The sequence below is a fragment of the Gottfriedia acidiceleris genome (assembly GCF_036421055.1).
Taxonomy (GTDB): domain Bacteria; phylum Bacillota; class Bacilli; order Bacillales; family Bacillaceae_G; genus Gottfriedia; species Gottfriedia acidiceleris_C.
The window spans coordinates 22,360-37,423 of record NZ_JAZGQS010000008.1; the positions used below are offsets into that span (position 1 = coordinate 22,360).

Sequence of the window (15,064 nt, forward strand, 5' to 3'; positions counted from 1 at the left end):
ACTAGGAGCAAGGAAAAATAGAAGTAAGTTTTTCTTCTTTTAACCTAATAAATATTTGTAGTTAGTAGTTAATTGCCCTTACAATTTACCTCAATTTGAATTAACTAAAATAGGACTACTATTCACAATTTGAATCCGGTCAAAAGCCGTAATCGTGTATACAATTATTTTTCAAATCGGTTTAAAAGTTATTTGTATACCCTAAAACCAAGGAGGGGAAAATTTGAAAGTCTTAATAATCTGGCGTCTTTTAACAGTTGGTGGAGTAAATGCTGGCTGGAGGAATCGTTCAATTTATTTTAAAAAGTTTGGAATTGATACAGAGTTTCTATACACAACAGATCATGGTGGATTACACATAATGGAAGATATTGCACCTGTCTATTTAACGAAGGACGAAAACGAAATTATTGATATTATTAAAAACAATGCATATGATGCAATCATTGTAGTAGATACGGGATCAGCGTATAAGTGGTTACAAAAAGCTAAATATAAAGGTCCAGTTATTGTAGAAGCACGTACGCCCGAGCTTATTAAACTACAACCTCATTTAAAGAAATTCAGAACCATTGAACCTGTTTCTATTATTGTTCCATCTAATTATCAAAAAAGATTAGTTTCAATCTTAACAGATAATATCCCCATTAAAGTAATCTACAATGGTGTTGACACATCATTTTTCCATCCATTAGCACAAGATGAAATCGCATCCGAAAATAATCCAATCCTTCCAAACAATAAAAAAGTTGTGTGCTGTATTGGGAGAGTGGATAAACGAAAAAACTGGCCAATGTTAATTGAAATCGCAAAATTGATCAAAAGTGAACGGTCAGATATTGAAATATGGTTAATTGGAGGAGCTCAAAGTGTTCAGCGAGAGGATTTTGCATTAACTTGGAAGGAAGAAGGTCTAACTGATATCATTAAATGGTTTCCGGTTATTCCTTATCAACAAATGCCTCATGTATACGCAAAAGTACTTCAATCCGGTGGTTGTACGATCGCAACTACAAAAGTAGAATCTTTTGGGAATACCTTTATTGAATCTATGGCATGTGGTGTTCCTGTTGTTGCTTCTAATATAATGCCTATTTCTGAAATCGTTCTTCAAGGTGAAACAGGTATGCTATTTCGCGGACATGATGTCCAAGATGCTGTTAAAAAAATCTATTCAATCGTTGATAATAAGAAGTTTCATCAAAAACTATCGCAAAATGCAATCAACCATGTTGAAAAAAATTTTGCGATTCATAAAGTAGCCGATATTTATCGCGAATATCTTTTAAAATTTGGTAAAGACAAAAATAGTGATGTGATTCAACATGATTGAACCAGTTTCCTATATTAAAAAACTAGAAGGAAAATCAAATGCTCATTTAATTACATTTAGTGATGGTAGAGATTATGTTGTGAAATATTTTCGGTCTGGATTTGAGAAAACATTACCAAACGAATGGGTTGCTTATTGCATTGCTAGATTTTTAGATTTACCAGTTCCTTTTGCTCAAATTGTTTCTATTCCTGAAGAATTTTCAAAAACGATACCGAATCTAGACATGGAAGAAGTTCAACATTCAAAGTTTCAGTTTGCTTCTTTATATATACCTGAAACGTTAAATGGCCACCAAGTTGTAACAGTTCCTAGTATTTTAAATAACAATCAGCTTGCAGGTACCATTTTATTCGATTATTGGCTGTGTAATGGAGATCGTACTCGAAAAAATATTCTACTTCGTGAAGAAAGTTTAGGTCAATTTAAACTTTGGATTATTGACCATGCTGAAGCATTTGGCTCCTATAGCTGGTTAACTTCAGAGTTAGAAACCTTGCCTCAAAATATAATGAAAAGTTCAACTCATCAATTCATGTCCCAATATATAAGTAGTGAGGAACAATTTAATGAACAACTGCAGATCATCCAAAGATTCCCAGTACTGCTTTTAGAAGAAATAGTAGAAGTAATACCTGATGATTGGTTATTATCAAAGGAAGACAAAAAGGCAATTGTAGGCAGATTAGTAAATCGTAGAAAAAAAATTCTCCCTTATCTTAAACATAAATTCGTCAAAACGATCTACCGTCCATTACATGAACAAAATGAGTAAAATAATAAAAACGACTTCAAATTAAATTGAAAGTCGTTTTTTTATTTTTATTGAATTATGGACGGTTTACCAACTGGGTAATATTCTATTTTCTCACAATCTCTTACTCTTTCTTCCATCAGACAGTTTCTTCCATCAAAAATGATTGGATTTTTCATTTTCATTAGGATAGTAGGTAAGTCAAGTTCTCTAAATTCTCTCCACTCAGTAACTATAAAAATTGCATCTGTATCTGTTACACATTCATTTATTGAACTAGCGTACGTTAAATTGCTACCTAGAATTTTTTTTGCATTTTCAATTGCAACAGGGTCATACGCAATGACTTCTGCTCCTAATTCTGTTAAAGAATTTATGATATTAATAGAAGGTGCTTCTCTCATATCATCTGTATCTGGTTTAAAAGATAATCCTAGACATGCAATCTTTTTCCCTTTTAATATACCAAATCGTTCAATTGCTTTCTTTACTAGCAATTCGCGTTGTAAGTTATTAATTGCAATCGTTTCCTTTAGAAAACCAAATTCTACCCCATTTAACCCGGCTGTATGCAATAAAGCTTTAACATCCTTTGGGAAACAAGAGCCGCCGTAACCTATACCTGCATATAAAAATGCTTCACCAATTCGTTTATCTTTCCCCATTCCTTTAGCTACATCTTCTACATTTGCACCGAGTGCTTCACAAAGATTTGCAATTTCATTGATATAACTTATTTTACTAGCTAAAAATGCATTAGATGCATATTTAATCATTTCAGCACTTCGAATACTAGTAATTAAAATAGGTACATTTAATGGTTTATACATTTCTTCAACAATTCTAGCAGACTCTTGATTATTGCTACCGATAATGATTCGATCTGCTTCCATCGTATCTTTAATTGCCGAGCCTTGTCTTAGGAATTCTGGATTTGAGACAACATCAACTACAAGATCGTTTCTGCAATTTTGTTGAATAATTTCCTTTACAACTTCATTCGTTCCAACTGGAACAGTACTTTTTATCGCAATAATTACGTCTTGTTTAATATTTTTTGCGATATCAATCGCTGCACCCTCAAGATAGGATAAATTTGCGGCCCCATCTTCTCTTTGAGGGGTCCCTACTGCAATGATAATAACCTTAGCATCTTCTAACCCCTTATCATATGAGGTTGTGAATGATAATCTTCCTAACTTTATATTATTTGTTATTAACTCTTCAATTCCCGGTTCATATATTGGAGAAATACCTGCACACAAATTTTTTATTTTAAGTTCATTTATATCAATACAAGTTACTGAGTGACCAATCTCTGCTAAACAGACTCCTGTTGTTAAACCGACATAGCCCGTACCTAATATAGAAATTTTCAAGTCAATCCACTTCCTGATTCTTCATATTTAGAGCATGTTCAGATATGACCTCATTTAAGAAAGCAATTACCTCATCTTTTATATCTTCTCTATTAATCGCAAAATCAATTGTAGCCATTATAAATCCGATTTTATTTCCGATATCATATCGTTTACCTTCGAAATTATATGCTAAAACAAATTGTTTTTTATTTAATTCATTAATTGCATCTGTTAATTGTAATTCACAGCCTTGTCCCACAGAAATTGTTGCTAAAATATCAAAAATCTCTGGTGTAAGAATGTATCGTCCCATAATTGCATAATTTGATGGGGCATCTTTCAATTTTGGTTTTTCTACTAGACAGTCAAGTTGAAAAAGATTTGTATTTTTATCGTAAGTACTTTCTTTTTGTTTAATAACGCCATATTTACTTACCTCTTCATCAGGAACATTCTGAACAGCAATAACCGGGGCATTATATTTCTCGTAAACATTAATAATTTGCTGTAAGCAAGGTGTTGAAGACATCACTATGTCATCCCCTAACAAAACAGCAAACGGCTCATCTCCTATAAAACTCTTAGCACATAATATCGCATCTCCTAATCCTTTTGGTTCCTTTTGACGCACATAAAAGATTTTCACCATATTGGATATTTTTTGCATTTCTTCCAAAACAGTTAGCTTGTTTTTTCGAGATAATGATTCTTCTAATTCATATGATTTATCAAAATGATCCTCGATTGCTCGTTTGCCTCTACCACTAATAATAATGATTTCTTCGATTCCGGAAGCTACAGCTTCTTCAACGATATATTGAATAGTTGGTTTATCAACTATCGGTAACATTTCTTTTGGCAACGCTTTTGTTGCTGGCAAAAACCGAGTCCCGAGACCAGCAGCGGGAATAATAGCCTTGCGGATTTTCATTTGAATTGCCTCCAAACATTTGTTCATTCTACTTTATATGTAAATGAAGGAGGTCTTGTCACCATATATACCTATTCTGTTTAGAAAGTTTATGACTTGATAACTAGGGTTTTATACGTCTATAAATTTATTTTTTTAGAAGACTAAACCAATCTATTAAATGGTAATGTTTATAGGAATTCATGCACAAAATTTGAGAGACTTTTCGTGGTACTTGAATCATGTTGCATCAGTATGATGCATTATGCGATTTGAAGAGATTAATTGCCTCAGCATAGGCATTAATTTTGCTAATTTAAACGTTATTTAAGAAGAGGTTTTTCATCTTCGCTCTTGTCATTTTCATCACTAGAGTAGGCGCTACGCAAGTCGATTTAACACTTATTCGGTGTTCATTTCATTAACATTCATTACGCTATTGATAACGTTAATTTGGCCATTTTTGTCGTTCCAGGAGTTGTCATTCATGACACGAATTTTGGCGTTAATTTAGCCAATTTAACTTTAATTAAGCGGTGTTCATAACTTGATCAGTAGAGTTCACTTATTTCATATTCGAAACACCATTCATATTAAATAATTTTCAAATTAAAAAAGGCTAGCTCAAAAGTTTTTAAACTGATGAGACAGCCTCTTTCGATTTATTTAGACAGATTCCTCAAAAATATAATCTTTTATCGATTTCTGTTTCTATGCATTTCAATGACGCTCGGAATTTTCTTTAATCTAAAAGGTTCTGAATTACCATTATTAGATAGATTGTTAGCCCTATTTTCTACTCTACTTATTTCATTTGCATATGATCTTTGATTTAAGTTTAGGTTTGAATTTGAGGTTGCATTATTTACGCCCTGATCGGATACTCTTCTAATCCTTAATCTTGGATTCGTATAGGTTGTAAATTCTTCCGCTACTTTTGTGACTACTTTTTCTTTAGGAACTGATTTTGCTTTCTCTACTAGGATTGCTAGCAATTCTTCAAGAGTTTTGATATCTGATTGAATAACTGGTTTTTCTACTTCTACTATTGATTCAGTAGTTTTTTCTATTTCAAAAGTTGGCTTTATTTCTATAGTTGGTTCGATTTCTTCAATGATCTCTGTCGTAGGTTGTTCGATTTCTTCAATAATTTCTTTTGTAGTTTGTTCGTTTGCTTCCGATACATTGTCATTAGCTACATCAAACTGTGTATTTTGTACTGCAGTTTTAAATAATGTTTGAGGTTCAAATTGTTCTAATTGTTCTGGTGAGATAGATGAAGCATATTCAGTTTGGCTCCATGTAGATAGAATTTCATTTGCTACACGACTCCATAAATACTTAGTAACTGCAAGTTCTCTACCCTTTACTCCCATATTCTTCATTAGCGTTTTATTTGATAATATTTCTGTAATTTTGGTAGCGAATTCATTTGGATCAACTGGATTTTCTACGATTAATCCATTCTCTCCTGGAATAATGACCTCAGGATTTCCCCCACGAGCAGTTGTTACAATTGGAAGTCCGGCTGCCATCGCTTCATAGTGCACCCTTGCAAGAGGCTCTTGCCATAATGAAGTACAGACAAATAAATCTGCTACTGCAAACCAGTTGTGTATTTCAAAAGGTGATACAAACCCTGTTGTAATAATCGGTACATCTTGTTTTTTTGCGATAGCACGAATATAAGCAACATAATCTGTAACATTGTTTTGACTAAACCAATTACTACCTACAATGACTAAAGCTAAATCTTTGAAAGTTTTTGAAAGTGTTGGCAATGCTCGTATTAGACGGTCTACGCCTTTATTTTCTGAAAGTCTTCCTGCAAATAAAATAACAGTTTTATTTTCTAAACCATACTCTTTTCTAAGTGTGTTTCTCGTACTAATCATTTTAGGATCATTACCAGGTAAGAAACGGTCAGAATCAACACCTGAGTAGATCGTTCTAATTTTATTTGCACTTTGAGGATAGAGTTCACGAATTACATTTCCTACATAATCACTTACCGTAACGATACTTGATACTTCTTCTAATACTAAATTCGCTTCATCAACGGCAATTTTCCCAATATTAAACATGTCATTATGCATACTTAACGTAATTTTTGAATTTGGTGCTACTTTTCTAATCGGAAGGACAAGTCGTGGTCTGTTAAAAATGTGGATTAAATCAAATTGATTTCCTTTAATGTATTCAACTACACCCTCACGATATAGTTCTAATACTTTCCCTGGCACACGTACATAATTTACACCGTCAATTGTTTCTTCATCTGGCAAAGTTGGATCATTAACGCCTAGTACTGTTATATCGTGTACCTTACTTAAATAAGGTAAACTTCCTGCAATATAAGTCTGGATCGCACCACCTAAAACTGGAGGTACTGGTAGGTTTTCTGTACATACCATTAATATTTTCATTATTTTCCACTCCAGTCGTTGCGAACCTCATTCAACGTTGCCCACTTTGACTCCTCTAAGTCAACGATTGATTGGATTAATTGTTTAGTAGATTCGCCTAAAAATAATTCTGGTTCATAAAGTACTTCTTTAATATTTTTATAAAATTCATTTGGCATTGAAAAGTCAATCATTAATACTTCATATAATTCTTTAGAAATTGGATTTGCTTCATGATATGCGTTTATCATTTCCCTTACCCATGTAGGATCCCAAGCGAATAAATCAGACATTGTTCCAGATATCAGTTTTCTAAGATCACGAATTGGCAAATCATATGCAACTCCATCTAAATCAATGATCCACATTCCATTTGGACCCATTTGACCATTTGACCAACCGTAATCTTGGTGAACTAAACCCCAGCTCGCATTTCCTTCATTCACCATCTTAAAGTAACCAGAGTTATTTAAGTCTTCCATACTCTTTCTTGCTTGTTCTTGAAATATATCTACTACATTTAATAAATCCTGACTTGCTGGCATTTCTTCATAAGCCAAGGCAATTGTTTTGAACCAATTCATTTTGTTATATACTTTTTCATAACTTTTTGGCCATTTGTGCAATCTTGATGCAATTTCTGCTTGAATCGGTGGTTCATAGCCTTTACTTAAACGATGGAACTCACCTAGAGCATAACATAACTGCTTAGCACCTTCTAAATCTTTAGAAACTGGTGTCAACTCTTCAATCCATTCTGCAACGAACCATAACTTTCCACCAGCTTCTACATATTCCTCACCATCTCTAGTTCGGACAATGCTTGGAACTCTAGCTTGTTGAACCTCAACTAAATACTTCTGAGCCCCTAAGCTAAACATACTTCTAGTAGGCCTTCTGTGTAAAAGCTTAAAACTTTTTGGACCATCGTTTGTTTCAATTTTCCAAATCGCTCCACCTTTATCAGCTTTCGTCGTAATTACTTGCATGCTATTTACTTGAAGATCATAAAACTTAAGTACTTCAAGCCCAATTTTTTCAATATATTCAGGCACATAGAATTCATCATGAATAAGCTCATCGACAATCCATGGCTCAATTATCATATTATTCAATTTCTCCCTCCTACTTTTTAGAGCCCATAAAAAAATTCACATTTCTTTTTAATGAAATGTAATAAATAGTTGCCTATTTCCTTTTTATTGCTCTTTAGTGTATTTAGACCTAATGTAATCATATGATTTTGTCCAAGTAATGTGAGGGTATATGTGTATTCTATTAAAAAAGTATTTTTTCTAATCTAGTTATATACATATTTCTATTTGTATTCGAACTTTGTCGTTTTCTCCGTCATATGATATTCCAACTATTGTTAGGTAAGGAGGTTTTTAACATTAAAAAAGTTAATACTTTGCGCATCTTAATTACTGGATGTGCAGGATTTATTGGATTTCATCTAAGCAGACGCCTATTAGAAATAGGTTTTCAGATCATTGGAATAGATAATCTAAATGATTACTATGACAGACGTCTAAAATTTGATAGATTAGAACTTTTAAAGAAATATGAACATTTCAGTTTCATAAATGGCTCAATACATGAAATGGAAATACTTGAAGAGTTATTTGTAAAATATAATTTCGATCTAGTCATTAATCTAGCAGCACAGGCTGGAGTAAGATATAGCTTAGAAAATCCAGGGTCATACATCCAATCAAACCTTGTAGGTTTTGCCAATATTTTAGAGTGTTGTAAAAATCATCAAATTAAACACCTTATATACGCCTCTTCTAGTTCTGTTTATGGAAATAATAAGAAAACTCCCTCATCAATTAATGATCGAGTAGATCAACCAATTAGCTTATATGCAGCTACAAAAAAATCAAATGAATTAATGGCACATTCTTATAGTCATACCTTTAATCTACCTACTACCGGATTGCGTTTTTTTACTGTCTATGGACCATGGGGCCGTCCAGATATGGCATTATATAAATTTGCTAATGCAATCTCTAACGGACAACCAATAGATGTTTATAATTATGGAAATATGAAACGAGATTTTACTTATATTGATGATGTAGTTGAATCAATCGTAAGAATCATAAAAAATGGGCCACCAAATGAATCTTCCTCATATTACAAACTTTATAATATTGGTAACCATAGCCCAGTGAAATTAAAATATTTTATTGAAGTTTTAGAAAAGCAACTTGGAATAAAAGCAACTATTCGTTTATTGCCGATGATTTCAGGAGAAGTACTTGAAACATATGCCGATATTGATCAACTTGTAAACGATATTCAATATAGTCCAACTACTTCAATTGAAGACGGTATTGCTAAATTTGTTGAATGGTTTAAGGAATATAAAAAATTAGACTAATAACTTTATAAATCAAGTTACAACTGAAAATAACCACAAGGATTATAACTTCCTTGTGGTTTATTTATTTAATCTAGGAAAAATTTTCGAAACAATTTTGTTTTCAATCATAATGAACTGCAATTCAATATTATAAAAAAGAAGATTATTTTTTTATTTTATTCCTAAAGCACTCTAAAACTCGGCATATCTTTTGCATCAATAGTTCCATCAAAGTTTATATCCGCTGAAAGTTTATTAGTACAAAATAACCTCAAATTAATTTTGTCATCTATTACTGTTTAATAACAAAAAAAGAAGCCCAGTTTAAGGGCTCACTGCATATAAATTATTAGCCTGGATGCGATCTTCACTTAGCATTTGAATATAATCCTCATTTAATTGATCTGTTAAATAATCTCTATAGTGCCAAATTGATAATAAGCATAGTTTAAATTTTTCAATTATCCCTACATTTTTAATTTTTCTAGCTACATTTATTAATTCATTTAAGCCTTCAATATATTGCTTATTTTCACATTTTAAAATTGAATGTGCGTAGCAGAAATCTAAATACAATTGTTGTTTATACAAATTTGAACTATTGGCCATTTTATGGATTACTTCTTCATGGTGATTGATTAAAGCTGAAGCATCTTCAAGTCTACCCAACTTTACATAGGATTCAATAATTCTCGGAATACCTACATATAAATCATCTCGATCTTTAATCCAATCGTAGTATTCATCAGTATATTGTAGTTCACCAAATTCTAGTAATGTAACATACCGATTACCGACTGCAGCTTCGGCAAAGAAATCATTTATCTTTCCATACTTTTTTATTATTTCCACCACTTCTTCTAAAGAATTACTTAACCTATTTAAAGCGAAGCCTTGATAAACTAATGCGTAGCCGAAATGTTTTTCATTTTTCGCCATTTTTTCTAATCGCTTAGCATAATGAAGGACTTTGTCCCATTGTTTTAACATATAGTAAGTAGCCGTAATATACAAAATGGTTAATTCCTGAAAATCATCTGGCATATAGCTTACATATTCTAGTACATGGACAAGGGTAGATGGTCCTTCTTCTGTTAACCTATTTAAGTAGTACTTTCTAAAATAACTAATAGCGACTTCTTCTGCTGTTTGATCCGGCATGTGATGAATAATGATTTCATACAAAGGCAGAGCCGCTTTCTCTTTCCCTTCAGCAAATAACTTTTCAGCAATCTCAAATAAATTTTGCAAATTTTTTGTTCGAATTGTCTTAGATTTTTCCTCTAACATTTCTGAAACGATGAAGTTTAACTCTTTTTTAAATCCTTTTATTGCACATTTATAAATGAATGCTACACTTCTTCTTTTATCTAAATAACGATTTTGATTAAAGCATAATTGTGTATAGCTTGAGTAAAAATATCCTTCTGCTAAACCGAATGCTTCTGTAATTGCATCTAAATAATGCAAAGAAAGTGGCTTTTTATTATTAAATACTCTACTAATATCACTAATATGGATTCCAGAATATTTAGCCAGATCAACTTTATTCCAATTTTTGTCATTCATAAATGTAAGAAAATCATATAGAAGTATCTGATTCATAAGCATTCCTCTCCATACTCGGTGATAACCTTTCAATTGCCCTCCATTTTGTCTAGATGAAAAATGGAAAACTAGGTAAAATCGCACGTAATCTACTAGGTTTATTATACTATTTTGCCATTTTTTTAAAATAGGAAATATTCAATTATTTAATTAAAATTAATTAATGATTTAAATTCTGTTTCAAATTCATTTGTTTTTAAATCAATATGTATCTTACTTTTCCAACCTTTTTGCATGCTTTTCCTACAATGGGAAATAATACCTTTATATTTTATAAATTAATTAATGGGGATGATTTAATGTTAAAAAAGATTATTTCATTTATACCTGATTATCCTATTTTCGTCCAAGCTTTTGTTACCTTTATTGTTCCTGTAGGATTATCAAAATTTTTCAAATGGGTTCATCTTATGGAGAAAGAGTGATTTAAATGAAGCGGTGGAGATCCAATAAAATCTCAGAAAATATGGCATCTCTAAATACTGAATCTCAAAATAGTAATGAGAACTTATCCAGTGATCTCCAAGTAAATTTGGATTGGATTTTTAATGAAATAGGACATAATTCTGATGTTAAATTTAGAGAAGTTTTATTAGGTGAAACAGATATTCAACTAGCAATCATTTTTATTGATGGCTTATCTAATGCTGAATTAATTCAAAAGCATATATTGGGTGAGTTAATGACCGGACTTACTGCCATTGCCACAAATCATCAAAATAATGGGCAATCTTTAAATCTAAAAGAAATTAAAAAATGTATTAAAGAGAAATCACTCACTGTTTGTACAATTGAAGAAGTCACTACTTATAAAAAATTAAAAACAGATGTACTTTTTGGTTCAATTGCTTTGTTAGTTGATGGTATTTCTGAATGTTTTTTGATTGGTGAAGCATTAACAAAAACTAGAGAAGTAAAGGAACCTGATTCCGAGGCACTTGTTCGTGGACCAAGACTTGGGTTTGTTGAAAGCTTAGCTGATAATACGGCTATGTTAAGACGTGCTGGAAAAAATCCAGATTTAACAATGCTAGGATTTGAAATTGGTGAGGTTTCAAAAAAACAATTAGTTATAGCGTACATTTCAACGATTGCGAATTCTGAGATTATCGAGGAAGTGAAAAAAAGAATAAAAAGAATTGAAATTGATAGCGTTCCCGACTCTGGTTATATTGAACAATTAATAGAAGATGATTATTTAAGTCCTTTTCCTCAGATTCAAAGTACTGAACGTCCTGATCGGGTTATGAGTGCCTTAATGGAAGGCCGAGTTGCCATTATTTTAGATGGCTCACCCTTTGCGCTAATAGCACCTGTAACTTTTCAGATGTTAATTCAATCTCCTGAGGATTATTATGAACGATGGATCGCAGCTACTTTAGTTCGATTATTACGATATTTAGCCTGTTTTATTTCATTGTTCGGGCCATCTTTATACATTGCGTTTATTTCATTTCACCAAGGTTTAATTCCGACAAAATTAGTATTTCATATAGCAGCTACTAGAGGAGGTGTACCGTTCCCTCCATTAATTGAAGCACTAATAATGGAAATCTCAATTGAAGTATTAAGGGAAGCCGGTCTGCGTTTGCCTAAACCAATTGGGCAATCTTTAGGAATAGTTGGCGGGTTAATTATCGGTCAAGCCGCAGTTGAAGCAGGTATTGTAAGTACGATTATGGTCATTGTCGTTGCAGTAACGGCAATTTCCTCATTTACATTACCACAATACAATGTAGGAATTGCCCTTCGTATGCTTCGTTTTTTATCGATGCTTTTTGCAAGTGTTTTTGGTTTATATGGAGTCATATTGTTTTTCCTATTACTTTGCAGCCATTTAGTTCAGCTCAAAAGCTTTGGTGTTCCTTACCTAAGTCCCGCTGCTCCAGTTCGATTAAGTGATTGGAAGGATTTCATCGTAAGAGCTCCACTATTTAAGATGAAAAATCGTCCAAAAAGCATGCAAGCTAAAAGAACAAGAAGGATGAAATAGCATAAGAAAGGAGGAGTAACTAGAATATGAATTCAAAGCCTATTGATCAAATATCAACGAATCAAGCTATCATGTTAATTGTAAATTTTATTTTTGGTGCAGGCATATTAATTTTACCAAGAAGTGTTACAGACAAAGTGAAAACGCCAGACGGTTGGATCTCAGTTATCATAGCCGGTTTGATTATAACCCTCTTAACCTTTTTACTCGTTAAGCTGTGTAAACAATATCCGAACGAAACATATTTTCAATTTACTCAAAAAATTATTGGTAAATGGTTAGGAATTTCATTAAGTATCATTATAATCGTTTATTATGCTTGCCTTTCAGCCTTAGAAGTTCGAGTGATGGCAGAAACGACTAGGTTATTCTTACTACAAGGTACTCCGTCCTGGGCTATTTTAATCCCGTTCTTGTGGATTGGTTTATATTTAGTACTTGGTGGGCTCAACCCCGTTGCTAGAATATTGGAAATTATTTTCCCAATTACAGTGTTATTTTTTCTATTAGTTATTTTTTTAGGAATAGGAATTGTTGAGATAGATAACCTTCGTCCAGTACTAGGAAATGGCATTAAACCTGTCCTTAATGGACTCAAAACAACTTCCCTTTCTTTTTCAGGATTTGAAGTGATTTTATTTGTTTTTATGTTCATGAAAGATAAAACGAAAATATCAAAAACAATTATGTTTGGCATAGGTATTCCATATGTCTTTTATACGATTACAGTTGTTGCTGTAGTCGGTGCTTTCTCAGTAGACGGTGTATTATTGCAAACTTGGCCCGTACTTACATATATTCGCAGTTACGATATTCAAGGTCTATTTGTAGAAAGATTCGACTCATTACTTTTAGTTATTTGGATTATGCAAATTTTTGCAACCTATATAATTGCATATTATATTTGTGTCCTCGGTATGGCTCAAATTTTTAATAAAAATATAAAACCTTTTCTTTTTGGTACATTACCATTTATTTACATTATCTCAATGATTCCAAAAGATATAAATCAGACTCTACTAATGGCTGATACAATCGGAGATACTGTATTTTATTTATTTGGGATTATCCCTCTTCTCCTATTAGTTATTTCATATGTGAGGAAGAAATTAAATGAGAAAATGTAGATATAAAAGGACTTTAATCATTTTAACTTTAAATTTAAGTATTTTAATTTTATTATCGGGTTGCTGGAGTAGTAGGCCCATTGAGGACTTAAACATTATCGTAGGTTCTTCGCTAGATAAAGACGGTGAAGGAAATTTAAAATCGACCCTACAATATGTCGTTCCTCAGGCATTGGATACAACAAAATCTGGTGGAGGTAATGTATCGAAACCTTATATTAATGTGATTGGTGAAGGCATATCGTTAGAACCGACAGGATGGGATACTACTTTAAGTAGAAATGGATTCATTTTTGGAGCACATCAAAAATGCCTTGTTATTAGTGAAGAACTTGCTAGAGAAATAAACCTCCGAGAGCTTACTGATTTATATTTTCGTGATATCGATATTCGTGGAAGTACGCTAATTTTCATTGCAAAAGGTGAAGCCTCAAAAGCATTAGAAACGAAAGAACCAAATGTCATTCCGTCATTACGAATCGTTGAAATTGCAAACCAATCATTAACTTCAATAATAGTCAGTAAAACACCATTAATAAAAATTGGTGGATTAATGAATTCTGGTTCTAGTTTTCTCCTCCAATTATTAGAAACAACTGATAAAGGTATTAAGTTTTCTGGCGGTGCAGTTTTTAATGGTAAAAAAAATAAAATGATTGGCTCTCTTAATCCACTAGAAGTAGAAGGAGTTAATTGGATTACGGCACAAGGAAAAGGGGGAGCAGTAAAGGCATACACGAAAAAATCAGATGGTCCGACTTGGTTTCAAATTGAATCGATGAAAAGTAAAGTAACACCACATATAAAAGGTGATAAAATCACTTTTGACGTCAAAATCGAGTCTGAAGGTAGAGTAGCAGAATATTGGAATCCTAAATTAAGACCTTTATTTGATGAAAAAAATGTGAAAAGAGTCGAAAAAGCAACCGAAGCAGAAGTAACAAAGATCGTAGAAAATGTAACAAAAAAGCTACAAAATGAATATAAAACAGATGTTGCCGGATTTGGAAACGAAATAAGAATTCAATACCCAAAAAAATGGAAAAAAATGAAGAATGATTGGGATGAATTATTTAGTAAAGCTAAGATAAACTACGATGTTCATATTTTGATTAGAGATTATGGAATGATTGGTAAGAAAACAAACAAATAAAAAAGTAAAACTCGAATCCTTAACTGGATTTGAGTTTTACTTTTTAAAATAA

The 15,064-nt window shown here is 32.3% G+C and carries 12 protein-coding genes; 7 read left to right on the top strand and 5 right to left on the bottom strand.

Annotated features, from left to right (window positions below; all coding sequences use genetic code 11):
• Positions 1-223 precede the first annotated feature (223 nt).
• Positions 224-1,333: a glycosyltransferase family 4 protein gene (locus tag RAH41_RS13475; RefSeq protein ID WP_331223083.1), complete on the top strand. Its 1,110-nt coding sequence runs from the start codon at positions 224-226 to the stop codon at positions 1,331-1,333.
• Positions 1,326-2,108, top strand: coding sequence for a HipA family kinase (locus RAH41_RS13480; protein ID WP_331223084.1), 783 nt, complete (start codon positions 1,326-1,328; stop codon positions 2,106-2,108). The genes RAH41_RS13475 and RAH41_RS13480 overlap by 8 nt, the downstream gene beginning before the upstream one ends.
• Before the next feature lie 47 nt (positions 2,109-2,155).
• Here RAH41_RS13480 and RAH41_RS13485 read toward each other — a convergent pair whose 3' ends face one another.
• From RAH41_RS13485 to RAH41_RS13500, 4 genes are all read right to left on the bottom strand, one after another.
• Positions 2,156-3,466, bottom strand: coding sequence for a UDP-glucose/GDP-mannose dehydrogenase family protein (locus RAH41_RS13485; protein WP_331223085.1), 1,311 nt, complete (start codon positions 3,464-3,466; stop codon positions 2,156-2,158).
• A gap of 1 nt (position 3,467) precedes the next feature.
• Positions 3,468-4,379, bottom strand: coding sequence for a UTP--glucose-1-phosphate uridylyltransferase GalU (gene galU, locus RAH41_RS13490; RefSeq protein ID WP_331223087.1), 912 nt, complete (start codon positions 4,377-4,379; stop codon positions 3,468-3,470).
• A 674-nt stretch (positions 4,380-5,053) separates the two neighbouring features.
• Positions 5,054-6,784 (bottom strand): glycosyltransferase family 4 protein, encoded by a 1,731-nt coding sequence (locus RAH41_RS13495; protein WP_331223089.1) that lies wholly within the window; start codon positions 6,782-6,784, stop codon positions 5,054-5,056.
• A complete protein-coding gene (locus tag RAH41_RS13500; RefSeq protein WP_419471606.1) occupies positions 6,784-7,869 on the bottom strand; it encodes a CotS family spore coat protein in 1,086 nt (361 codons plus the stop codon). The genes RAH41_RS13495 and RAH41_RS13500 overlap by 1 nt, the downstream gene beginning before the upstream one ends.
• A 305-nt stretch (positions 7,870-8,174) precedes the next feature.
• On the opposite strand from RAH41_RS13500, the gene RAH41_RS13505 reads away from it, so the two are divergent.
• Positions 8,175-9,149: an NAD-dependent epimerase gene (locus RAH41_RS13505; RefSeq protein WP_331223093.1), complete on the top strand. Its 975-nt coding sequence runs from the start codon at positions 8,175-8,177 to the stop codon at positions 9,147-9,149.
• A gap of 306 nt (positions 9,150-9,455) precedes the next feature.
• Here the strand turns inward: RAH41_RS13505 and RAH41_RS13510 are convergent, their stop codons facing one another.
• Positions 9,456-10,736: a helix-turn-helix transcriptional regulator gene (locus RAH41_RS13510; RefSeq protein ID WP_331223095.1), complete on the bottom strand. Its 1,281-nt coding sequence runs from the start codon at positions 10,734-10,736 to the stop codon at positions 9,456-9,458.
• 302 nt (positions 10,737-11,038) lie between these two features.
• On the opposite strand from RAH41_RS13510, the gene RAH41_RS13515 reads away from it, so the two are divergent.
• From RAH41_RS13515 to RAH41_RS13530, 4 genes are read left to right on the top strand one after another with little or no spacing between them, the layout of a single operon-like run.
• Entirely contained in the window at positions 11,039-11,164 is a 126-nt protein-coding gene (locus tag RAH41_RS13515; RefSeq protein WP_331223097.1) for a hypothetical protein, read from the top strand.
• A gap of 5 nt (positions 11,165-11,169) precedes the next feature.
• On the top strand, positions 11,170-12,732 hold the full coding sequence (locus tag RAH41_RS13520) for a spore germination protein (RefSeq protein WP_331223098.1): 1,563 nt from the start codon (positions 11,170-11,172) through the stop codon (positions 12,730-12,732).
• A gap of 26 nt (positions 12,733-12,758) precedes the next feature.
• Positions 12,759-13,859: a GerAB/ArcD/ProY family transporter gene (locus tag RAH41_RS13525; protein WP_331223100.1), complete on the top strand. Its 1,101-nt coding sequence runs from the start codon at positions 12,759-12,761 to the stop codon at positions 13,857-13,859.
• Entirely contained in the window at positions 13,846-15,012 is a 1,167-nt protein-coding gene (locus RAH41_RS13530) for a Ger(x)C family spore germination protein (RefSeq protein ID WP_331223102.1), read from the top strand. Before RAH41_RS13525 ends, RAH41_RS13530 begins: the two co-directional genes overlap by 14 nt.
• Positions 15,013-15,064: the final 52 nt, after the last annotated feature.

Excerpts from the sequence above, each read along its gene's own strand:
- RAH41_RS13480 (WP_331223084.1), top strand. The coding sequence starts at position 1,326 with ATGATTGAACCAGTTTCCTATATTAAAAAACTAGAAGGAAAATCAAAT.
- galU (WP_331223087.1), bottom strand. The coding sequence starts at position 4,379 with ATGAAAATCCGCAAGGCTATTATTCCCGCTGCTGGTCTCGGGACTCGG.
- RAH41_RS13495 (WP_331223089.1), bottom strand. The coding sequence starts at position 6,784 with ATGAAAATATTAATGGTATGTACAGAAAACCTACCAGTACCTCCAGTT.
- RAH41_RS13500 (WP_419471606.1), bottom strand. The coding sequence starts at position 7,869 with ATGATAATTGAGCCATGGATTGTCGATGAGCTTATTCATGATGAATTC.
- RAH41_RS13510 (WP_331223095.1), bottom strand. The coding sequence starts at position 10,736 with ATGAATCAGATACTTCTATATGATTTTCTTACATTTATGAATGACAAA.
- RAH41_RS13515 (WP_331223097.1), top strand. The coding sequence starts at position 11,039 with ATGTTAAAAAAGATTATTTCATTTATACCTGATTATCCTATTTTCGTC.
- RAH41_RS13520 (WP_331223098.1), top strand. The coding sequence starts at position 11,170 with ATGAAGCGGTGGAGATCCAATAAAATCTCAGAAAATATGGCATCTCTA.
- RAH41_RS13525 (WP_331223100.1), top strand. The coding sequence starts at position 12,759 with ATGAATTCAAAGCCTATTGATCAAATATCAACGAATCAAGCTATCATG.
- RAH41_RS13530 (WP_331223102.1), top strand. The coding sequence starts at position 13,846 with ATGAGAAAATGTAGATATAAAAGGACTTTAATCATTTTAACTTTAAAT.